This window comes from Robertmurraya mesotrionivorans, assembly GCF_050971805.1.
Lineage (GTDB): Bacteria > Bacillota > Bacilli > Bacillales > Cytobacillaceae > Robertmurraya_A.
On the sequence record NZ_JBPCCH010000003.1, the window covers coordinates 131,906 to 156,261 of the forward strand.

15 protein-coding genes and 1 pseudogene are annotated in these 24,356 nt (G+C 38.6%); 2 read left to right on the forward strand and 14 right to left on the reverse strand.

What is annotated here, in order from left to right; translation table 11 throughout:
• Positions 1-4: 4 nt before the first annotated feature.
• The 14 genes from rhaM to ACRX5O_RS07120 form a co-directional block, all read right to left on the reverse strand.
• Positions 5-319, reverse strand: coding sequence for an L-rhamnose mutarotase (gene rhaM / locus ACRX5O_RS07055; RefSeq protein ID WP_433905313.1), 315 nt, complete (start codon positions 317-319; stop codon positions 5-7).
• Positions 316-2,313, reverse strand: a complete 1,998-nt coding sequence (locus tag ACRX5O_RS07060) for a beta-galactosidase (RefSeq protein WP_433905314.1) — start codon at positions 2,311-2,313, stop codon at positions 316-318. Before ACRX5O_RS07060 ends, rhaM begins: the two co-directional genes overlap by 4 nt.
• Positions 2,314-2,348: 35 nt before the next feature.
• Positions 2,349-3,038 (reverse strand): rhamnogalacturonan acetylesterase, encoded by a 690-nt coding sequence (locus ACRX5O_RS07065; RefSeq protein WP_433905315.1) that lies wholly within the window; start codon positions 3,036-3,038, stop codon positions 2,349-2,351.
• Positions 3,035-5,122 (reverse strand): glycosyl hydrolase 115 family protein, encoded by a 2,088-nt coding sequence (locus ACRX5O_RS07070; RefSeq protein ID WP_433905316.1) that lies wholly within the window; start codon positions 5,120-5,122, stop codon positions 3,035-3,037. Before ACRX5O_RS07070 ends, ACRX5O_RS07065 begins: the two co-directional genes overlap by 4 nt.
• 85 nt (positions 5,123-5,207) lie before the next feature.
• Positions 5,208-6,239, reverse strand: a complete 1,032-nt coding sequence (locus ACRX5O_RS07075) for a glycoside hydrolase family 88/105 protein (RefSeq protein WP_433905317.1) — start codon at positions 6,237-6,239, stop codon at positions 5,208-5,210.
• 24 nt (positions 6,240-6,263) lie between these two features.
• Complete coding sequence (locus tag ACRX5O_RS07080; protein WP_433905318.1) at positions 6,264-7,574, reverse strand: Gfo/Idh/MocA family protein; 1,311 nt, start codon at positions 7,572-7,574, stop codon at positions 6,264-6,266.
• Positions 7,575-7,636: 62 nt separating this feature from the next.
• Complete coding sequence (locus ACRX5O_RS07085) at positions 7,637-8,464, reverse strand: sugar phosphate isomerase/epimerase family protein (RefSeq protein ID WP_433905319.1); 828 nt, start codon at positions 8,462-8,464, stop codon at positions 7,637-7,639.
• Positions 8,465-8,501: 37 nt separating this feature from the next.
• Positions 8,502-9,587, reverse strand: coding sequence for a beta-galactosidase BglB (bglB, locus tag ACRX5O_RS07090; RefSeq protein WP_433905320.1), 1,086 nt, complete (start codon positions 9,585-9,587; stop codon positions 8,502-8,504).
• 224 nt (positions 9,588-9,811) lie between these two features.
• The gene (locus ACRX5O_RS07095) at positions 9,812-14,275 is read right to left on the reverse strand and encodes a hypothetical protein (RefSeq protein WP_433905321.1); all 4,464 of its coding nucleotides are present in this window, start codon (positions 14,273-14,275) and stop codon (positions 9,812-9,814) included.
• Positions 14,253-14,999 carry a DUF6063 family protein gene (locus ACRX5O_RS07100; RefSeq protein ID WP_433905322.1) on the reverse strand — a complete coding sequence of 249 codons (747 nt, stop codon included), beginning with the start codon at positions 14,997-14,999 and terminating at the stop codon, positions 14,253-14,255. Before ACRX5O_RS07100 ends, ACRX5O_RS07095 begins: the two co-directional genes overlap by 23 nt.
• Positions 14,996-16,510 carry a hypothetical protein gene (locus ACRX5O_RS07105; protein WP_433905323.1) on the reverse strand — a complete coding sequence of 505 codons (1,515 nt, stop codon included), beginning with the start codon at positions 16,508-16,510 and terminating at the stop codon, positions 14,996-14,998. Before ACRX5O_RS07105 ends, ACRX5O_RS07100 begins: the two co-directional genes overlap by 4 nt.
• Entirely contained in the window at positions 16,501-17,574 is a 1,074-nt protein-coding gene (locus ACRX5O_RS07110) for a Wadjet anti-phage system protein JetD domain-containing protein (RefSeq protein WP_433905324.1), read from the reverse strand. The genes ACRX5O_RS07105 and ACRX5O_RS07110 overlap by 10 nt, the downstream gene beginning before the upstream one ends.
• Before the next feature lie 180 nt (positions 17,575-17,754).
• Positions 17,755-18,867: a type I restriction endonuclease gene (locus ACRX5O_RS07115; protein ID WP_433905325.1), complete on the reverse strand. Its 1,113-nt coding sequence runs from the start codon at positions 18,865-18,867 to the stop codon at positions 17,755-17,757.
• A 252-nt stretch (positions 18,868-19,119) separates the two neighbouring features.
• Positions 19,120-22,875, reverse strand: coding sequence for an alpha-L-arabinofuranosidase C-terminal domain-containing protein (locus tag ACRX5O_RS07120; RefSeq protein WP_433905326.1), 3,756 nt, complete (start codon positions 22,873-22,875; stop codon positions 19,120-19,122).
• A gap of 703 nt (positions 22,876-23,578) precedes the next feature.
• Between ACRX5O_RS07120 and ACRX5O_RS07125 the strand changes: the two genes are divergently transcribed.
• Positions 23,579-23,785, forward strand: coding sequence for a helix-turn-helix domain-containing protein (locus ACRX5O_RS07125; protein ID WP_433905327.1), 207 nt, complete (start codon positions 23,579-23,581; stop codon positions 23,783-23,785).
• 367 nt (positions 23,786-24,152) lie between these two features.
• Positions 24,153-24,288, forward strand: a pseudogene (locus ACRX5O_RS07130) (IS3 family transposase); the annotation flags it as partial.
• Positions 24,289-24,356 lie beyond the last annotated feature (68 nt).

Genomic DNA, 24,356 nt, shown 5'->3' on the forward strand with positions numbered 1-24,356 from the left:
TTTTCTACTCTAAATAAAACACCTGCTTTAACTCTGTTGAAACGGGACTGTTATCCGGGTTCGTTTCCATAATGTCCTTCATATACGCCCACCATTTTTGACAAATATCCGTTTGCGCCATCTGATTCCACTTTTCTTCATTCTCAATTTCTACATATGCGAAGAGGTTATTGGTCTTCTCATCTAAAAAAATGGAATAGTGATGCGCTCCGTGATTCTTTAATTCGATTTCCATTTCCGGCCAAAGTTCATCATGACGTTTTTTATATTCATCATGACAGCCAGGAAACACTTTCATAACTGATGCTTTTCGAATCATCGTAACTCCTCCTTAAATTGGATCATCTTATATTCAAAGCTGCTAAGCTCGAGTTTTCCTGGTGCAACTGCGCTATTCGTCTTCAAATTAACACCTCGTTGCGGAATCGTTACTGAACCGCCTTTCCCATCCATATTAATGATAAACCAAACCGTGTACCCATCCCCTTGTCTTGGGACAACGATGGTACCTTGTGATACATCGGTTCTCATAGTAAGATTTGCTTCCTGTGAGTAGTGATCGACTAATTTCTGCAATAGCAAGTCTCCTGCATCTCCTAGTGGCAATGACCCAAGCATGACGATTTTCCCTGCTCCAAGTTGATGCTCTGTTAGGAAGGCTTTCCCTTTAGATAGCCCCTCCTCAATGATTCCAACGGCAGTTTCAGAATCTGCTTCGAACACGGAACTCCATTTCCCTAGTGGTGCAGCAATATCAAAAGCACGCCCGATGCTTCCGGTACCATCCATTGGATAGGTGTAAAGTACTTCTACACCGGCATATTTTTCTAATTCCCCTAAAGCTCTATCTGTATGAACCGTGTGATGTTCGGTGCGGCCACCTGTTAATGGCCCAGCAATCCAAATCCCACCCTTTTCTACAAACTCGATTGCCCGAGCTATATAATCGGAAGATACATACGGAATAAACGGGGTGAACAACAGTTTATAACCGTCTAAACTCGCTCCTTCAGGGATTACATCACGATGAATTCCCATGGATAAAATTCGCTTATAGAAATCTGTGATTAACGTACGATGATTCAATTCTCGATGCGGCTCAGTCTTTAAGAAGGCCTTGCCACGGTCAGAATACGTAATGGCCAATTCTGCTTGCGAAGGTGTGGTTGATAAAATAACCGGTTCAATTTCCTTACGCATTTCTGCTACTTCTAGCACATTTGAGAATCCAACGGTCGGTTTTCCCCAGGCGCTGATTACAGACCCGTGCGGCTGTTCGCAACCTGCACGCTGCTGTCTCCATAACCAATAACAAAACGCTTCAGCACCTAATGCATAGGCAGCTGCTGCTTCCGCTTTTAGATATCCATTAGGATGAGGAGTGGCATGACTTTCTAACGACGCCGCATAGGATGGACTTGTTTCCATGACCCAAAAATTCTTTCCTTTTTTGAAGTTCCTCCACAAATCATGATTAATCAAATAATTCTCAAAGTGATCGATGGTAGCATAAGTGTCAAACGAAGCAAAATCTAAGTTTTCGTAAAGCCTTTCGTTGTCTACACTGAAAAAGACAGAGCTATTATGGGTAATAGGTGCATTAGAATACTCTCTAATGATTTCTGCCTGTTCATCGGAAAACTCAGCAATTTTCTCCATTGAAAAGATCTGGTACATCGTACTTAATGATGAGTTGTGTAAGAAAGGAGCAGGACCTGGCTGTGGCACTTGTTCAAAGCTATGATAATATTCACTCCAAATCTTCGTACCCCAAGCGTCATTTAGATTTTCTATTGTTTCATAGCGGTACTTTAACCACAGATTCCATTGTTCCTCACACGTATGACACATGCATTCGCTCACGTGACACTTAAACTCATTATCAATTTGCCAACCAATTACTCCTGGCAAGCTTCCGACTGCCCTTGCTAAATTTTCGGTAATCATTGCGGCTCTTTCTCGAAAATAAGGATGGTTGGTACATGCATGCTGTCTCGAACCATGCCCCATCACCTTCCTGTCTTGATCCACATACATACGCTCTGGATGCCCATGGCTGAACCAGATGGGAGGAGTGGGTGTTGGTGTACACATGATGGATTCAATGCCATTTTCATAGAGTCTTTCTATGATTTTCACAAAAAAGCTTAGCTCAAACTTCCCTTCTTCTGGCTCCATAGTTGACCAGGCAAACTCTCCCATTCTAACTACATTAATACCCGCTTGTTTCATTAACTTAATATCTTCTTCGATCGCCTTTTCATCCCAAAGCTCCGGGTAATAAGCTGCTCCATGATATAACTTTTTCCCCATATTTATCACCTTCTCTTCTTTGTAAGTCTATCCATCTACTCTTTTATAAAAGACATGATCGGCAGTTCTAATTCCTTTATTCCTTCTATTACGAGCTTTCCGACTTCCTTTGCTCCTGACTCACAAAAGTGAGTGTTATCCTGAAGCCCATTTGGATAATTTGGGTGTTCATTTTCACGAAACCAAACAAATAATTTCTTCGAGTCTTCTGGACCTAATGATTGATAGAGCTTTTCTGTCTTTTCCCATAAGTTAATCAGTTGTACATCGAGTGTTTCTGCTAATTGAATCATGGAGCTTGGATAGTCCCCGAGAGTGTTTACTAATCGACCCTCTTCATCAAAATTTCTTCGATGGACAGAAGTAACGAGAATCGGTATCGCACCTTTTTCTCGTGCACCATTTACATATTCCGTCAAGTTTAACGGATAGCTTGTGAAAGGCTCGGTACCAAAAGATTTTTGATCGTTGTGTCCGAATTGAATAAACAGGTAATCGTTCGGCTGAATGAACTCAAGTATGATCTCTAAATACCCTTGCTCAATAAAGGTATTGGTACTTGCTCCACCCTTTGCAAAGTTAAGAACTTTAATATCCTCTGTAAAAAAAGACTGAAACACTTGGCCCCAACCTGCCATTGGTGCCTCATTCCGAGGACAGCTTGCCACGGTCGAATCTCCAGCCAAAAAAAGCCTGATTCGATTAGTTGTTACATCGCTTTTCACTTTTCTTCCTCCTTACTGAAAAATTTCTCTTCTAGCCTTTTAGCTAATTCATCATCAGATAATGGATTTCGATGTGTATTTTCCAAATAAATATGCTTTTCTGTTTCTGGCATTAAATATTCCTTGTACCATAAAAAGAATTCCGGACTATCCCCATGTATTCGTACAAATTTTCTGGCTGCCTCTAGAGAGTAAATCGTACTTTCTATATTCGTTAACCAATCCGCGCGATAAAAATTTTCCCATTTTCCAACTTCGGCACGTTTAAGAGCATGTTGACCGTTTTTATAAGCCTTCATTGACTGATACAACTGAACAAATGCAAGCGGATATTCTTCCTTAACATAAGAAAGATAGGCATTGCATACCGCTATAAATCCTTTACAGCCCGACACATGAAGTTCAACATGAATCATAAATTGGTCATAGAAACGATTTCGGTCTTGCTCTGAAAGCATATTGGATAATTCATTACATTGCTCTAATAACTGCTCCCATCCAACAACAGCGCTTTCACATTTTTCTTTAAACCAGCAAACTTGGTCCTTAAAAGACATCTCACCAGTTGCCCAGATCAGCCTAGGATGAGGGGTATTCGTTTTTCCTTCTAGCCAATGCCCAATGATTTTTCTTGCTGGATGATGATAAAATTCCTCACCTGCTTTGTCATCTGAATGAGGACCATAGGAAATCGTTTTTTCAAAGTAGCTTTTGTAAAGCTGTGAGATTTCTTTCGTATTCGATGTATACAGACGGTTCATGAATGTTTGTATATGCTCTTCTAGTTTTACTTGGCCATAAGTCCATATTTCTTTCACTACATCCAATGGGTATAGATGAGGACGAATATTGCCACTATTAACCAGAACATAGGAGTTAGCGCCCGCATGTAAAGCCTTTTCTACTTCTTCCTTAATGAGTTCAGGAGAAGAGGGAAACATGGTCAAATGATTAGATGCCTGAAGATCATGAAACGTAATATGATAGTAAATTCCATGCTCACCGGAATCATCCGCAGTCGGCAAAGCAGGAATTCGGTAGTTTTCATTCCCTTGTCTTCTCGACACCATTTTTCCATAGCCGTTATCAGCCCAAATCTTAATAATTCCCTCCGGGACATCGATGTGTCCTTCTTTGTATAACTCCGCAATTTCGCCGTATAAAGCCATAGAACAAACTGGCTCCTCTACAGACTCACATAACAGGTCGTATTGTCGTCGCACCACTTTAGATATCATCTTACCCCGTTTTTCAGGTGTATCGAATTCCGGATCATACAGCCAAAATGGAGCATCCCCTTGACCCCGAAATGATAACACCCAGACAATTTTGTCCTCTTTCTGATTCTGTATCGCTTCTTCCCATAACGACTCAAATAACGCTGGATGTTCCTTATAGCTTGGTTTTTTACCAAGAAATGCTCTTAAAAACATTTCGGCTCCTAACGGCTCCGCGTGGTGATGGGTTACCCACAATCCCATTTCTGATGCTAATTTCGCATGAATCCCATGCCTCGGAAGGTCGGTACCAGGGATAACCATATTTCCTCCGCATCTTAATAACGCTTCAAAAACGGGATACCATACCTCTTTCGTAGGTGGATATTCCTCCTTCCACCCGATAAGACAAACTTCATCGTTCACAAACCAGCCTCGGTACGTTACTGCTTTTTCTGCAGAATCAAAATCAGTCGTTGGAATATGTATGTTTGTTTTCGGTTTTATCGGAATATCCGCCCAATACCAAAAAGGATCAACCTCTAAGTATTGTTGGCTGTAATGCATCAAACCGTAGATGATTCCTAAATCGTCATACCCGATAATATGACAGGACCATTTTCCGTCTTGTTCCAGAAACCGAAAACCAAAAGCTTCAGGGCTTTGAGGACATTCATCTGCTGTTTCAGCATATCTAATAACCATATCCACTTTTTCTGTGAAAGTTGTTTCAAGTGAAGGTGATTTTCCCAGTACCTTTTCATGATCCCGGCTAATCATCTCAACTGCATGCCTGACTGCTGTTGAGACGGTTTTGGGAATAGAAATAATTGAATTTCCATCAATCACCACATATGAAGGTTTCATTTCCTTCCTCCTTTATCACACCATCCATGAATCTATTGATTTAAAAGAACCTGTGGAAGCTTTCTACTACCACAGGTTTCAATGTTTACAAGTCTTTATTCTCTCTTTTTAGAAGCAGTGATAAAAAGGCTAGTACAAGCCCTTGTCCCCAACCCTGGACTCGCTTAAAAGGGACTTCTTTGTAACCGTTAGCATCGAACATAACAGCTGTTCCTGCCGATACTCCCATCACCGAACCGTCCTCTCTGATTTGACCAAGGATTGCCTCAACCGATTTTTGAATATATTTGTTGTATATCTTCCCTCTTGTTAATAGTGCAGCAGCAATCCCAGCTGATCCTGATGTTTCAAGATAAGAGGTAGGATCATCTACAATGGTATGCCAAAGTCCTGACTCTGATTGTAAGCGAACTAAAGCACTTAATTGGTCACGTAATGACCCCTGGATAATCATAAAAGACGGATGCTGAACCTCAATCAATTCAAGTGCTCGTGCCATTGTATAGGCTGCCCAGCTATTCCCTCTTGCCCAAAAAATCGAGGACATATGATTTTGTGAAATATTGTCCCAGCCATGATAGTATAGGTTTGTCATGTCATCTTGGAGAAATGTTTCATGTCCATGGTATTGCTTTAAACCAAAGTTGAAATAATCCTCTCTATCTAACAGATGGCCAATTCTCAACAGGAAATACCCAGCCATAAACATCGTATCCACCCATGCTTGCTCCGGAAATTGATACTTACTTCCGTTAACGGTATGCTGCAGGACACCATCTGCAAAGCGCTCGGCATCATGGAGTAAATAGTCTGCCATTTGAGTGGCATATTCGATATACTTTTCTTCATTCGTTTCCTTGTACAAGGTTAATAGAATATGACCAATGGAAGAAGCATTTACGGTCAGTCTTGGAAGACCATCTTCTAACTCGGCATCGACCCAATCCTTGATGTATTGCAAGTACTTCTCCTCACCGGTTACCTCGTATGCTTCTGCTACACCATATAAAGCGACTCCACCTGGCCAATCCCATCCGAAATCCATTTGAAAGGTCCTTTCGACAACGCGGTCGATGGCCTGAGAAACCTTGTTTTGCTCGAGAATTAATTGTGGCATTTTTTTCCTCCTTTTGCTGGTTATCTACTTTGTTAAAGAAAGATCTGCGTTATTTCGTAATAAGTCTTCTATCTTATATGGCTTATTTTCTTTTACAGAACGCCATACCCCTTCACCAACAGCAATGGAATACGCTCCTGCTTCTGCACCTGCTAAAATCGGATATGAGCGCATTTGATCGACTCCTAAGAACAGATCCTCCAACAATACTGGATCTCCTCCCCCGTGGCCGCCTCCTGTTTGGAGAACATGAATCGTCTCCTTGGCCCCGCCAAATAACGGATAAAACTCAATCGTCTGTTCAGGGACCACAAACGGAATTCGGTTTGGCTCATGGTATTCAGTGGTTTCAATTCTTCCTTTCGTACCGTTTATCGCTAATCGATAGCCTTCATACGGAAGAGAAAAGTTTACGGAATAACTCAAGAACGCACCTTTGTCATACTTTACAGTCGCCACATATGTATCTTCAATCTCAATAGAATGATCAAAAATACACGAATCCGGACGATAATGCGTATAGTTTTGTGCTGACTTTTCAATGCTATCTGCTTTAATGTGGTCATCTTTCGCATTCACATTATTTCTGCGGTCGGACCAGCGCATATAGTAATGACACAACTGTTTTTCATCGCATGTACTACAATAACGATGGTCTGTTGTACTTGGATTAAATTCTCCGTCTTTTCCAAAATAATGTAAGGCGCCATAGGCAAACACTTCTTCTGGTTTCTGATCAAGCCACCAATTGACTAGGTCAAAATGGTGAGTTGATTTATGAATCGATAATCCTCCTGAAAACTCCCGGTTGCGGTTCCATCTTTTGAAGTAGCTGGCACCATGGTATGTATCTATATACCAATTAAGATCAACAGACGTGACTCTTCCAATTTTCCCTTCTAAAATCAATTCTTTAATTTTTCGATGGAACGGATTATAACGATAATTGAAGGCGACAATCACTTTCCCTTTGCTCACCTTTTCCGCTTCTATGATTCTTCTAGCATCTTTTGCATTTGTAACCATTGGCTTCTCTGTAATAACAGTTAAGTTTCTCTCTAATCCTTGTAATATATAGTTGATATGGGTATCATCTCTACTCGCAACAATCACCGTATCAGGATTTGTTTCGTCAATCATTTGTTGGAATTGATCCGGATCATAAGTGGGAATTGCTATTAATTCTGGAAAGCGTTCCTTGCAAAGTTCAATTCTTCGATCATCGGAATCAAGTAATCCTACAATTTGGTTATGTGAACCAAACTGATGAAGGATGGAGTCAACGAACATTCCTAATGCTCGATTACTTAACCCACATACAACAATTTTCTTCATGGTTCTTCCCCCAATTAGTAACCAAAGTTTATTAATAAAGAAGATCCAAAACACTAAGACAACTAGTATCTTTCCTTTAAAAAAGCCACACTTTCATCAATATACGGCTCCTTCGTGTCTTCTAATAAAATATTCATATATGGTTTCTTCTCTTTAATCAGTTTTAAAATGAAATCATAGTTTAGTAATCCCTTACCCACTGCAGTCGTTGTTAGTTGGTTATTTTGGATAATAAAATCCTTTGCATGTAGAACGACTACCCGATCACCGAATAACTCCATTGCTTCCTGAAAAATCTCCTCCTGATTCTCATACGTATCAATGGTTAACAAATTTACTGGATCGAGAATGACTTGAAGATTATTCGAAGGGATGGTATCTAACAATCTCTTCATTACTTTTGGAGAATAGACAGGATGGTTCACTCCTGCTTCAATACCAACGATCACACCAAATTTTTCAGCTTCTTGAACGAGTTCACGAACACTTTCAACTACTTCTAAAAATGGTTCCTCTTTGAAATTATCCTCTGTATAGATGATGTCTGCGTTTACATTACCCGTTTCGGTCGCAACAATACTACACCCAAAATCCCTTGCAAAACGGATATGCTCTTTAAATCGTTCGATACCTTTTCTCCGCTCCACAAGGTCTGGATGGATCATATTAAAATAGCAACCTAATACAGCAATTTGAATATGTTGTTTCGAAAACTCATTCCCAATACATCTGGCTAAACCAGGACTTAAACTACCTAATTCGGTATTAATACTATCGAATGATTTACTCAGGGCTAACTGTACGGATGTGAGCCCCTTTCCAGCTATTTCTTTCACTAACTCTTCTAGCGGACGATTTTCAATATCATGAGCTCTAATGCCAATATTCATTTCGTTCACCTCACCTTATTAAATAACCCTTAATCTCTTAGATTCTGTGATATAAGTATTCTACCAATGAAAGAATGGCCATTGATTGTCCATATGGCATGGCAGTAACTGGGATTTGCTTGTAAAACTCTTGTGTATCTCCCATTGCAGTTCCAGCTGAAACGTTTTCTAATTCTCCTTTTTCATTTATATTTTCAATGACGGCTGAAATAGCCTTTAATCCCATATTCAAATACCTTTTCGGAACATAGCGTTTACGAACAGATCTTAGCGTTCCAAACGCAAAACCAGCGGTACAGGAGGCTTCCACATAGGAACTTGGATCTAGCAACAAGGTGTGCCATAAACCATTTTCATTTTGGCATAACTCAAGAGCGTCCAATTGTTGCTCCAGCGTATCAGTTAATACTTGACGAACGGCGTCTGTCTCATCTAAATCAACTAAATCTAGAAATTCCGGAATGGCAATCGTCACCCATGAATTTCCACGTCCCCATAACGCTTCAGCAAAATTGTGATTCCCTTCAAACGTCCAGCCATGGAACCATAAACCCGTCTTTTTATCAGACAAATATTTGATATGTATTAAAAATTGTTTTTTTGCCTCTTCCACATATTCGGGTTTGTTAAGCAATAAGCCGATCTTCGTTAGCGGCAAAACACTCATCATTAGCGTGTCATCCCATAATTGCTGATAGTTCTCGGAACCGAAAACTACGTGCTGAATTCCCCCACCCTTTGTTCTTGGCATATCATGATATAACCAGTCCCCCCATGTTTCTAAATAAGGAAGGTATGTGGGATTACCTGTTTCTTCATATAAATATGCAAGTGTTAACATTTGTACCATCGTGTTAACATTTTTCTCAACTGGAGGCTCTTTGAACTGATCATCAAACCATTTGATGATAATTGATAATATCTCTTCTTTTTTCGTTAATTTATAATATTTCATCATGCCATATAAGCCGACCCCTGCTGTCCATTCCCAATAATTAAAACTCTTGTTATCGATTTTTCTTCCATCTGCAAGTGGAATCGCATATTTCCCGTCTGGATCATTTAGGTTAATTAGGTTATCAATTAGGAGCTCTATTTTCTGTTCAATTTCATGTCTTAGCATGTTGATTACCTCCTTCGTATATAGTTGTTTTAAGGGAAATGTCTATAAGAATACATGGTATAAAGATTCAACTCTATTATATGGGTACGATTTAGTGGATAAAATTTAAAATTCAGTTTTTTTATAACAAAAAACAGTGTTTTCAATTTTTTTACACATCGAGATTCTGTAGTACAAAAAAAATCCCACCTTCCAAATGGAAGGTGAGATTTTTTATTTTAATCTTATTGAACCATTTCTTCTCCTTGAAATATCCGAAATGCTGGAACGATGGTGTCGGAAACAATTTCTTTACCTTTTTCACGAATGAAGTCCAATTTATAGTAGGAATCAAATCGTTGGCTGATTTCTGTTTTCACCAGTTCGGGCGGTGTGACGACGATGAATTGGAATTTTAACTTATCGGCAACTGCAAAGATCGGGTCAAGTACATGTGTGGATGCAGCTTGTCCGAACGGATTATCACAGACTAAAGGAACCCAGCTTTGATCGGTTTCGCTTTTAACTGATAATAACATCATCATCATCACCATGCGGGCTGATAACTTTTGTCCACCACTGCCATCCGATTTTGTCTTAGAACCTTGATTTATGGTCTGCCAAGTGGAGTAATGCTCTCTTTGCGGTTTCCCATACATAAAGGCATTATCCGTTCTCATATTATAGACGAGTAGCTCAGGATATCGATTTCTCAGTGATACAAACAAAATTTGCTCGTCACTAATGAGCTGTTTAATTTCCTGATCTAATAATCGATTATGATCATCAATCATATCAAATTGCTTCGTAATTTTATTTATGGCCGATACAAAGTGCTGCTTTAGTAGCGGTTCGATATCTTCCGCCTTTTTAGGCAAGATGTCTTCTTTTAATTGGACGAGAGGGAAAGATCCTCGTTCATTTTTCAGCTTCATTTTCGCAATCATGGAACGAATGGCTTCCGAAATACTCATCACTTTCATACTAGCTCGGCTAGCCCAGAAGTTTTGAGCCTTTTCTGCCCTTTCTTTGTCCCGTTCTAATTGTTCCAAGCCACTTTGTGAGAAACGCTTCATATTTTTCACAATGCTTTGAATATGCGAGTAATGCCTTGTATCCATATGGTCTAATGTAGTTAAAACATCATTCTTAAAACGAATCTCCCAATCTTTTCCTTCAATTGCAAGCTTTAGGTTACGCAAGGATTGATCAATTTTCGCATGCTTTTCTTGTCCTTCTTCTAGAATCTCTTGATGTTCTTCACACCAGGATAAGATGCACGCTTTCCCTTGAGTTTTTATTTTTTCTAGCTCATAATCGGTAAATGCTGCTGCATCTTCCTTTAAAATCACTGATAGAGTTAACAAATCACCTTCATAACTTGCAATATTTGTTTCTGTTTCTTTCTGACGTTTCTCCGTCTTCTTTACTTCATCCTTCGTTATCTTCGTTTGGTCTTTTATTTCTACTTCCTTCACTTCTAAGTCAAGGTCTGCCCATTCTTCAGGCTGTTTTTCATGCTTTGCTATCTTTTTGCCTGTCTTTTCGCGTTGTTCGGTCGCATGCTGCAAGGACGTTTCTGCTACCGTTACAGCCGTTCCTTGTTCACGTTCTTCCTTTTCCGCAGCCTTCGTTTCCTTCTGTGCGGTTTGCAGCATATTTTCTAATATGCTTATTGGTTCATCAGGTTCAGAGGCTTTTTCCCACTCCTCATTTGCTGCTTTGAGTTTTTTCTCTAGTTTTGTTTGCTGCTTTTGTTCGGTTTCTTTCTTTGCTTGAATAACGAGTAATTCTCTAGCTTGTTCTTCTTTTGATTTTTGAAGCTGTTTCAACTCTTCAATTCTCCCATTTATCTCTTCTAATAAATGAGTTGATAGGCGCGGAACTTCTTCACTTTGGTCTACTTTTTCATCAGGAGGAAAAGCCGCTCCTTCAATAAAGAAGGCAATCTCCTTGATATTCTGTTCGGTTGTCAGTTTCCATTCTACATACGTATGATTCCACTTAGTTTGTAGCTCAACGATCTGTTGGTGCTCTTTTCCTAATACTTGCTGCTGTAGGACCAAAGCTTCTTTTTGTTTCTCTTTTTCATCTTTCACCCGTTTATTTTCTTGATGAATGGTTTTTTCTTTTTCAAACTCCTCTAATGTTTCCACATCTTTTGTAAGCTTTTCTATTTTTCGTTTTGTATGTTCCAATTGCTCTTTTAACTGAAGCTGTAATTCCTTTTCCTTTTCTTGCTGTATGGTAATTTCCTGTAAATTTGCTTTCTTAGCAAGAAGTGCGTTCTGTTCCTGATTTAGGTTTTTTTCAATATCAATAGATAGTTGACCTGATAGAAACCGATCGATTTCTTTTAACATACGACGTAAGGAGTTTTCTGTTTTTTCAATCTCAATAAGTGTATCTTTCTTTTCTTCTATTTGTTTAGCAATACTAATTTTCCAGTGGGTGAATTGATTTTTATCAGATAACAGCTCTTTCTCGGTTCCGTTAATGATGACAAAGGATGGTTGGTGATTGTCGCTGTTCATTTCCTCACGCATAAAAATCGGAACCGGACTTTTAAACATTCTTCCTGATAGAACCTGCTGATTAATTTTTTGCCACTGATGCTGACTTACAACTAAACCGTATGGAAGGAGCGGATACGTTAAGCAATAGTTCGCCATATCTTCTGCACGTAATGATTGAAGAAACTGAGTACCATAAAACACATCAATACCCGTTTTCTCGTCGATCCATTCTTTTAATTCTTTCACATCTTTATTTGCAATCCAAAAACCCTCATCATTTAAGGAATGATCAAGCTGCGTTTCCCAAAGTTCTTTTTTAATTTGTTCCCCTTGTTGTCTGTTACCTGCCAGAAGTTCTTCTATCTGTAACGCATACTTTGATAAAAGAGAGTGAGTAAACGGTGCAGTGACATCATCCAATAAACCATGAAGTTTATCCAATAATTTTGATTCTCTTTGCTCTTGTTCGTCTTTTGCTATCTTTAATTCCGCACACTTTTCTTCTGAAAACTGAATGGATTGGACGAGCGTACCATGGGAAGAGGCTAGTGAATTTTGCTTTTCACTAGATTCTTTATCTTTTGCTTGTATCTCTTCTAAGGTAGCGTTTTTGTCCTCAATTTGTTTAGAGAAAGATTCTATCAAGCCCTTTATGTCATAGGTTAAGCGGTCACCAAATTCTTTGATGAGTGCTGCATCTTTTGATTCAAAGGCATGTATTTGAGTATATAGAAAATCCATTTCCGTACTAATTTGAGCTATTTCTTTTGTCTTCTGCTTATCCTGTTGCGTGAGCTCCGTTTCTTTTTTCTTTAAGAACTTCTGATAGCCCAAGTACTGCCTAACACCTTCTTGTATGGTTAGGTAGGAATGCTCCCATTGTTCTGCTACTTCTTTTTTGATTTCATCCATTCTTTGATTCACTTGCTCTAAGCCACTATTTTGTTCTAATATGGCAATTTGCTGTGACAGAGAGCGAATCGTTTGTTCGTTTTCACTCCACTCTTTCAATAATAACTGAAAGACGAGTTGTTCTTTTCGTTCCTGTTTCTCTTTCACTATTTCTTGAGTGGAAGTATGCTTTTTTCTTTCTTCTACTAATTTCTTATCCCACTCCATTACCTCTCGATGAGCTTTTGCATACTCCAAATTATCTTTTTGATAGCGTAGGTCTTCTTGTTTGAGTGTTAATTTCTCTATGTCTTTTTCTAAAGTAAGCAACATTTCCGTTTCTGATTGCTTCAAATGTTCTAACGCACCAAGCAGTTGTCTTCCTACCTTTATACTTTCCTGAACAATTTCTTTATGTTCGACCCCTTTAGCTAAATGCTCTTCAAAGGGAACAATATCTTCTAAAAATTCTTTATGGGCTTGCTCTCTTTTTAAAAGAACAGGCAGATCCTTTGCAATACTAGCCTGACTCTTAAAAATCTCGACTAGATCATTCTTTTGGTGTTCCATTCGATGTAAGACTTGACTAACAGTAGGAATAATTCGTTTTTGGAAAAGGGAATGATCATCTTCGGCTCCCTCAAAGTATTTTCCTACTCCACCTTCATCCTTGTTGATGTCCTTCATAATGTCCCAATCTTTACGGTTAATTCCGTATGTATCTAGGATGCGATAGTGCTTCTTCATATCTTTATAAACGTCATATCCATTCCATTTCAGATAATCTTTCAAGCTTTCATTGTCAGCAACCTCATCATTTTCATACAGCGGAATATGCTCAACGGCTGCCTCTTCTTTCCGTTCAAATTCTCTCGTGTAAAAAGTAATATTAGGTAGAATTTTTGCTTCCTGTTCTAATGATTTGCTTTCAATTCCACCTTCTTCACTCATCGAAATCCTCTGTTCAGCAGAGAACATTCCTCCAGTGATTAGATGCCTGCGATCTGCACAGTCTAATTCCCATTGAATGAGAACATGAAAGGTATAAGGAATAAACTGCTCTTTATTATTAAAAAAGAACTGCTGATAATAACGATTGTTTTGTTTTCCCCAAGACGTTCCAGGTTTGAGAATTTGGAAGACCGTCTGCAGAAACACACCTTTTCCGCCCCCATTCATCATAGCGATGAGACCATTGGTTGACGTTTCTTCATTATGGAAGTTAAAGGTTGTATCTTTATATTGCTTTTGCATGCCATCATACTTCAGGCCAACAATTCTAATTCGATGGATTTTCGGCATGCTCATTCTCCTCTGTCGTCACCAATTTTTTTAATACTTCGTATCGGTCATAATCGTGATACAAGTATTCAATTCTCTCAAAAAGCTCTTGTTTCGGAATCACCTTTGGAATATCATCCCGATCAAGAATAACGATTAGCCCTTCCGTCTCTAATAACCGCATAGCGCTGGCAATTAATCCGATTCTCGTCCTTCTATTGCCTTTTTTCATCCCGTAATCCTCGGTGTCGACCTCCATGTATTTCCAGGTGGTCACCATTTCCTTCATATCCAGTCGTTCTTCTTCTCCGAAATTAGGTTTCGCTTTAAGAATTTTCTCCCAATTAATCATCAAGTCATTAACGTACCGTTCCAAGGCATAGTAGCTAATTCCTTCCCGTTTCGTTCGGATTTTTGCCGCCTGGTTGCGGTCTATGGATGCTAAGAAAGACATGATGATAACGCTGATCAGGTGAAAATGTTTTTTTGTTTCGATTTGGCGATGCTTCTCTTTCATATGTGTGAAATTCGTCGCAAATACCGAGCCAGTTGGCTGAACGACTAAATGGATGCGTTTGGGTGATTCAATGATATACGTACCTGATTCGTCTGCTAATAATAAAACCGTCTGTCTGACTTCCGGATCAAAGAAGGTTTGGAAGTGTTCACTATTTTCGTCGATGACTTTATCTTTTAATAATGTAAAATAAACAGCTGACGCTTTTTTGATCGTTTCAGCATTCATCTCTTCTCCTCCTCTATACATATTTTAAAAGGGGTGATTTTCGTTTGATACCATACAAAAGGCTCCGCTCGAGGATCAAACATGGTAAAGATCTTCAACCCTTCAAACACTTGAAATTGTGGATATTCTTTCATTAATTTATGCAGAAGAATTTCTCTCTCATCGCTCAGTGTTTCTTCCTTACGGTGCAGCACTTGAACCTTTAACGGCTTTTTATCAAACATCATCCATAAATCAATCGTTTCAGATTCCTCAAACCACAAATCTTGCACTTCCAAAGGCATGGTTGCGAGATCGGATAATGAAAACTCTCTGTTCGTTTGTAAAAATTGAAAAACATAACTCCACGCCTTAATAACAGAATCCCAGTTCGTTACTCTTGGACGGGTTACGTTTTCTTCTGCTTCTTCTATCACTTCAACATCTGTTAGTTGTTGCTCATCGAATTCTTGTTCTCCCCAAATCCAATCAAGAGGCAAAATAAACTCATTCCTCGGTGAAAATATGGGAGAGAGGACTTTTTCTATGATTGAAAAATCCTGAACGCCTTCTTTAAATAACCAATTTTCATACACATGCTCTCGAAAGGATACCATGCTCTTTTCCCAGAACAATGAAGGATTTTCTGCTTTTAACTTCAGCTCATACGATATATTTTGAATAACGAGCTTCGCAAAACGATCATGCAATTGCCTTGTATGACCTATTTTCTCTTGGAGGAGAATCAATTCCCTCTGAATATAATCATCTGCTTCATTTCTACGTTTCGTTTTTTCTATCATACTAGTAATCGTACGGAAGTGATTTTTTTCCTCTTCAAATTGCTTTTCTATTTCCACACGATTGTCTGCTCTTTGCCTTTCCTCTTCGACCAATAAAATTTTGGGATTGTTGATCATTTCCTTTTGGAAGGTGAATTCATTTGCCATTAAGCGGTTTACTCGTGAAATGAGGTGATCGAGGTTTCGAGTAGCTTTTCTAAAATTTCCGTTTTTAATCAACTGCATACTATAGAGTTGTTCAATCGTTATCGAGAATTCCTCAGCCATTTCTCGGCTCATAAATATCATTTCCTGAGCGACATCTGTTAATTTATAAACAATAGAGCCGCCTATTTCGAGATTCGTATATAATTCATCCATCGTGACATATCGGAAAGTTTGCGTTTCCCAAGATTGCCTTATTTCGTCGTAATATAAGGCTTCAAACGGCCTACTATACTCTTCTTTCCCCTGATATAAAAGCCCACTCGTGATTCGTTCAATCTGCTTATCGTCTGCTAAAAGTCTCATTTGTTTAATAGAATCTTCGACCATATACTTGATATCTGATTTGCTTCTATGATCATCATCATTTAGTTCTCTATAAAAGATGGTGAGGAGCACTTGCATGAGAATGGTTTGGATATGAGGTTTCAATTCCCCCACTTCCATTCCTCTTCCAAGCTCAAACAGAGGATTTAATCGTTGCATTCGCTGGGCGAAGCCTTCCCATGATTCGTTCACTTCCATCTCCTCCATGTTTCAATTGTTAACACTTCTTGTGGTATCCTCTTATTATCACGCCATAATTCTAGCAATAATGCTTGTTCTTCTTCGGTAAACCATTGGAAAAAGGAATCGCGGTATTTCGTATTTTGTATCTGACCAGATTTCTGGTCATTTTTTTGTTCTAAACATTCAAGCATTTTCCGATAAATCTTTAAGGCAGGTTGAATACAGCATTCCGGATACTTTTCGATAAGCCGAACCAAGATTCCATATCCTGAGGCATCTAGATCTCCTGCGTAATAGAAAAGATAGGATTTAGGCGGAAACATTCGAAAGAAAAAGGAAAAACTACGTTCAATTTTTGTCCCTTCCCCATAAATAATTAGTTCCGGTTCATAATCCAGTACATTGGCTTCCAATAATTTAATGGAAGTATGAAAGAAAGATAGATTTTCAACAATAAGTACCCTCTGAATATCTTTTATTTCTTTTCCTTGTTTCATCCAAAACACAAAAGGCTCCCCGTAGCTCACCATTTTCAGCTGCTCTTCCGAAACTCCAATTCTAGCTAAAAAGCCTTTGCCTTCTGGAAAACTGTTACCATCTAGTAAAAATTTCTCATGACCAAACAGCTCCAAGCTTCTTTCTTCAAATGAAACGAGGTCTCGTTCCTGATTGCTTTGGAGAAAAGTATAGACATTCTGGATTCGATTCCATTCCTCTACCGTTTGCCATTCAGGATGACGTTCATAATAGGAAAAGTCAAACTGATCACTTAATTTCATCATCTCAAGACGATCCCATTGAGTTGACTGATCTTTTAAATTTACCCAGTAATATAAAGGGAGCGCTGGTGTTCTTCCGTTATATTGATTATTTTGAATAGGAATCAATTGTCCTTCTGCTTGCAAGAGTTCAATGGAACGATAGAACAACGAATAGCCGTCCATATCAAAATAATCATCCATCAGCTTACGCAATTGAAGCTCTAAATCGTTAATATTAATCTTCTTTTTTTGTTTAGGGTGTTGAATATCTTCAATAAAACCTCTCACCCTTGTTTCAATGATATCTATAGTATTCACCTACTTACTCTACTTCGTGTCAAACTCCTACTTCTATCCTATTTGGACATCCTTTTATTATAAACTAGTTGGTCTATTGTTTGTAAGTGAATTGTTGGTTAATAAAGTAGAGAAATTATCACAATAAAAAACGCACAAGTATACTCACTGTGCGTTTGAAAATTTTATAAATTTTTTTGATTATTTTATTGTGGCTTTATCAAATAGTCTAGCAACCTCAAGAATTTCTTCTTTATAGTTAAGAATATCATTAACTGAATCGATTTTAATATATGTTCTGTTAACATCATTTAATTGAATATACTTATTCGTACTGTTAAAACCTAAACGACAAACCCATTTTCTAATTGTGTCGTCTAACAACACATTAAAGTAACTTTTATTATCTCTATAGAAGACTCTTGAAGGGTCTATTTCTTCTTTCAGTATCAGCTTTATCAATACATAGCCTTCTATTTCCTCTTCTGTAGTATGTATTTCTTCTTCTGGTGACCTAGTATCATTAGTTAATTCAATACTCTCTTTTTCTTTCTCAACTTCAATGGCGGCATTTAGTGCTGTATTGTCGGTATTATCAGCAGACGAGTTTAGTGCCTTTTGTAGCTTATCATTTACCTTTTCATTGACAAATTGATTTAGGGATTTTTTCACTAACTCCCTGAAGTTGTCAATGACTTTTTTTGTTTTTACTCCTTGATATATTTCATTTAGAACTACTCTAATAAAGTCCTCAGAGGGTTCTTCCCATTGTTCAGTTAAGTACTTCTTAATTTCACCTGTATACTTTAACTCCGAGGCAGTCGTTAAAACATTTAATACATCAAAGTCACTCTTTCGGAACTTAGCTAATTCCGTTATATCAACATCTTTTAAGTCCAACATGTTTACAACAAAGAATGGTTTTTGATCCATTTTGTTTTGTTCATCCAAGTCAGTATAGAACTTATACTCAATACCATTTGTTAGGATAGCAAACTTTGCTTTTGTCGTTCCAAAATATCTAAAAAGCTGGGAGTCATGTTTCCCGAGTTGCTCGTTAACACTTTTAGCTTCTATTAAAATAACTGGTTCTTCCCCCTGCATAATCGCATAGTCAATCTTCTCCCCTTTTTTTATCCCTACATCGGCAACATACTCAGGGACAAGTTCCTCAGGGTTAAATATATCGTAACCTAATGCTTGTATTAAAGGCATAATTAGTGATGTTTTAGTTGCTTCCTCAGTTTGAATATTTCCCTTTATCCTATCAATTCTACTTCCTAGATTCTTTATTTGTTGTTTAAAATCCTCCACGTTCCTCACTCCCGTACGATTAGAATAATTTACCACCTATTATACCAAACTATGATACTATTGTCCGTTACATTCATGACTATTTAGTTTAGTTTATGAGTGAAAAGCATCAAATTTGTGGCTATTCGAGATTTACCCCTAGCAACAGCTAATAGTTAAGAAGTTTTTATATAAACATTCCTAGAATCCTGCACTCCATACCAAGTATACAAAAAGGACATGCTTGCTTCCGCAAACACGTCCTTAATACCTTTATTTTACATCTAAAACAATGACACTCACTGAATTTGCTGTTAATGTGACAACCACACAATTGTCGTCAAGTGTGATTTCCGTTTCGGAAGGAACAATCTGTTCCGCATTCGTTTTATTGACATTCGGTGTATGAACAAGGGATTCATCCCCAGTCACTGTGATCATACGACCCTCTTCCGCCACGTTCAAATCCTTCAGCAGAATTTTGGTTGTTTTTTCAAATGGATCGGCATTGACAAGCTTCACATAGACGTGAAGATCGTCTTTTGTAACGGAGTTAAAAATGTCTCGGTTATAAGCTTCCAGTTTATAATCCAACACTTTGGTTGTTGTCGTGCCGTCCGCGTAAGAGCAGATGAGACGATCCCCGGTACCTGCTCCGTAATTAACTGATATGGTGTATGGCGTGTTATCCGCTAACTCTTCATAGCAGCTTGCTCGTAAGTTCCCTGCTGCCGTACTGGATGAATAGTCACCTAATGTATAGCCTTGAATGCCTTGCTTGTATACCTTCACACCCGTGGCATTTCCGTTGTATCCTATCGCGTATTCTAAACAATCCTTTTTCTCTGGAGAAATATCCGTCAAGCCCACACCTACATAAAAACCGTCGGAGCCAGATAACTTTGTTGCTTCCACTTCAACCTTATAGTTGGTCCAGCTTTCGTTAATGATATATAAACCGTTTAAGCCGCCGTTTTGTGCCTGTAATATTAGACCTTTATCCGGATCAAGTGAGTATCCAGCTGAACCTGGGATCACCTCCCAAGCAGGATTTAATTCTTGGGTAAAATCCTGGTCAAAGAGCACTGTTCCACTTACATTATCAATCACTTTCACGGTTTTTACATGAATTTCGGCATTGCCTGCAGCGATTTCAATCCCACCACGTGGAGTTAATTCTGTGATATTTCCATTCTGATAAGTCGAGAAGGCTGTACCTAACAGTTTCGTTCCAAGGTACTTCCCAAATAATTGCTGAACGTAGTAATTCGGTGTGAACCAAACGGACTCATCGTTAAACCAAATCAAATCCGGTGTCCAGCGATAGGTTCCGTCAGTCAAAACTTTGTTAAATAACGGTGCATAGGCTGCTAATCTCACCACATCAGAATTTCTTTCAAAACCAGTCATGACAGCTGCTTCTGCAATTGCTCCCGCCAATGTATTCTTATCGGTCGAGGCAAATTCTCCAACGAAAACCTTTGAGGTCTCGGCTTCATTCATGGTGCCATCAGGCTGATAAGCTCTGTAATAATAGTTGTATCGGTCCGCATTGTTTAATAAATACTCATTTGAACGGTAATAATGCTCATCAGCAATCGTGTCCATATAGTTCGACTGCTTTTCATACCAAGTGACCGTTTCTTCCGTCACCGTCTTGCCGTCCGTAAAGTTGACCGTTTCACTTCCTGTCATATTGCCGCTTAGGAACTTCCAGCCTTGCTGGTAGGCATCATCGTCCGCTTGCGCACCGACAGTTGAAATGATGTGTAATTCATAGCCTGGATAATGCTTGTCCATGTATTCTTCAATGGCTGATTTAAAATACTCAAAGTTTGCAAAAAACTCTGTTCCCCAGTTTTCATTGCCAACACCTAAGTAGTGTAGATCGAACGGAGCTTCATGACCCATCTGTTTACGTAAAGCAGCCCATTCATTATGATAAAAATCGGTGTTGATGGCAAAATCAATCAAGTCTGTAAAGCTCTTAACATAATAATCTCTCAGGTCTCCACCTGCAGGATTGACATAATCCGAACGAGCCTGACAAAGCACACCGCATGCCATGACAGGGAGAGGAGTGGCATTCAGATCTTCGGCAAGTTGGAAATATTCCATGTAGCCTAGACCCATCGTCATCATGTAACCCCATACATTAAAGTTTTCTTTACGGAGCTCGATATCGCCCACAGAGTCTTTCCATTCGTATACGTTTTCCCAAATATAGGATCCCTCTGATATACAACCGCCAGGGAAACGGAGAAATGTGGGATGCAGGTCGACCAAAGCATTTACTAAATCTTTTCGCAAACGATAGTTCGGATTTGCATTATAGTTTGCATGAGCAGTCTTCGATCTCTCTTCCTCTTCAGCTCCCCACACATCTTGCGGCATGAGAGAAACCATATCAATGGAAATTTCACCAGTAAAGGTTAACGCAAGCTGACCAAGAATGGTATTCGAACCCGTCAGTACCATTTTTGAATCCACGCCATACTTCCGCCATGTGTAACCGCCTTCCACCTGTACCGTTACGGTGTCACTGATAGGCAAGCCGTTCGGATCTTGCATCTGGACTGTGATGCTTCCCGCTGATTCGGCCTTGGCCCAGATCGTCAATTCATATTGATCCCCTTGTTTGATAGACATCGCACAATGGTGATTTGAATCGGTAAACCCTTTATTGATGATCGTGCTTCCGTTTGGTGCGGTAATATAATGAGAATTGACATCTTGATCAGAAATTCCAAAAAACTCGTTCAATCCCCCTGTATTTTTCACCGTTACTTTATCAACATCTCCAAACCAGGCATGCAACGGTTCATGGTTTCTACCAGTAGAGCAACCACACTCGCCAGATGCATGGGAATACGTATCAAACACAAACGATTCAAAGGAACGATTCTGAACTAGCTCGGCATAAATACCACCGTCCGCTGCGTTATTGATATCTTCATAGAAAAGCCCGTATAACGTCTTACTGATATCTACCACTTCTTGGCTTCCATCGATCGTTAAGTGATGTGTTGGGACTCCCTTCGGAAGGATGGACACCGGAAATTCCTTTTTAGTGGTAGAATTCCCTTTGTTTAGGACCGCTGTCAAAGTAACACCTTTCGGTCCATGGATTTCTCCTACTACACCGTCATTCGATAACTCTTTCGGGTTACTTGATTCCCAGGAAACGCTTACCTTTCCACCCATAAGTAAAGTAGGCAATGACACATCCTTCGTTACAATGGTTATCGGAAACGATAAATACTTGTCCTTGGCCAGTTGAACAATCTCTTCATCTGTAAGAGATTCACACATTACCTCAATCACTTCATCTTGTGATAATCCAGCTTTGTAGATGCGGAAGTCAGAGAGGGAACCGCTAAAATCAGCATCTACGTCATATTGAGATTTACCGATATAGTTATTGCTGTAATTGGATGGTTCTGAGAACGTTTCAAACCAATTGCGAAGTTTTACATATGTACCACTCGAAGTCTGGCTGATCGAACCATCTGCAACAACTTCACCATTGACGTAAATAATCGGTCCAGCACTGCTTAATGTACCGCCTTCCGTCCCTTTAACTGACATAGCGACATGGATCCATTCTCCCGAAGCGTAAGTTCTACCAGCATCAGCCACGAGATCTCCATCTGAATAACAAGTACCACGTAAACTTCGTGTTAAAAATAGATACGGTCCAGAAGACCCTTTGCCAAAATCAAAAATTCTTTCCCACACATTCGTACCTTTTTTCAAATAAACCCATGTACTAACTGTAATCCCGGAGTTATCACTAATATCCTTGAGTAACCCCGAAGGAAGCTGCATAAATGAAGTCCCGCTATTTCCACCGGCAAACGTAACACCCGTTTTACCACCTACTGTTTCTATGATTGGTTTTGTTGTCCCCGCAGTTATGGCATTATTGCCACTCCCCGTGCTGTCTTTTCCCACATAATCTGGATCAGCAAAATAATAATGAGCAATCATACGGTCCTTAAATGATATGTTTTCGTTATTTTGTTTCATGGATGGTCTCCTTAGCAAAAATCATATTGTAAGTACTCTTTTCCATTGATATCAATAAACTTGTACGTATATGTTAGGATAAACAACAACATGTACTTACAACTATTATAATATCAACCTCCATTTTTTCCAATAGGTTTTCAGATAATTAATGAGTTTTCTCAATACATGTGAAGATATGCTTCAAACTTAGTAATATAGTCTTATCATTGATTCACAATAACAGGAAGTTATCCAATAAGCGGACCATGTCCAAGAAATGTGTAAAAAAAACCTATTAATCTCTTAAAATAGAATTTATGACTCTAATATCCTATACCCCACCAGTAGATGTCCCTACATGTGATGAAAATTTCACTTCTACCTTTTTTCCCCTTCCGCTAACTCTATCCGAATTTCATAAAAAACATCAATAAGGCCATCTGGATTGCTACCCGTTAGTTTTTGATTGGCAATTAACTTTCCATCAATTAAACTCGAGGTCGTGTTGGTATATTTTTTCCATCACTGTATAGGATATTGTCTCCCCCATAATAAGTGACTTGAAGATACATTTGTTTATTCGGCTCCACTGCCATTTTATAGCTGAAAAATCCTTCGCCACGGCTATCAACCTTCATAATGATATGACGGTGACATCTATAGCTGAAAGTTTAACTATAATAAATGTTATCTTACCCGTCTTTTTAAACAAAAAATAGGAATGAATGTCCTAGAGTATCTACACTATTTAAAAATTCGGAAAGCTAAGGAATTACTTTCAAGTACATCTTATATCATTAAGGAAATCTCCTATCAGGTAGGAATATATGATGAAAAATATTTTATGAGGTTATTTAAAAAGCATGAAAATATGACACCTTCCGAGTTTCGAAAGGCCTATTCTCGTATTAATCTCAATAATTACTAGAAATGGAAGGCGATGATGATTTCATTTTTAGGGACTATGCACAGTAGTGAAAGACCCGAAGAACAAATATAAAATCTAAACCACTGCTAAATAGAAATCAGTGGTTTTTTTAGTTAATGATATATATGTAAGATAACAAGAAGTATCCAGCTGTGATAAGTAATATATTTTTGTTATTCTGATAAATATTCTTGAGGTGGATCTTATGTATATACAAAAATAAACATTAATTCAGATATTGAAATTAATATTCTTTCAGCTTTACCTAAATGAAAAATGTTAATGAGGGGCTTAAAGATGAAGAAGATCAATAAGAGTAAATTGTCGGGTTAAGTGAGTTGATCGTAGGACGATTGATAAAACTTAGTCTAAGCTACTTTACCTCCGGGAATTCGAAAGTATAGAGCACTTTGAAATTGAATTAGATACTTATATAGACTACTATAATCAAAAACATATGAGGAAAATTAAAAAATCTAAGTCCAGTTCAAACCCGGACTTAGATTTTTAGAAGCTAATTAAACAATGTATCTTATTTTTGGGGCTCAGATCAACTCGAATATCATTCAGT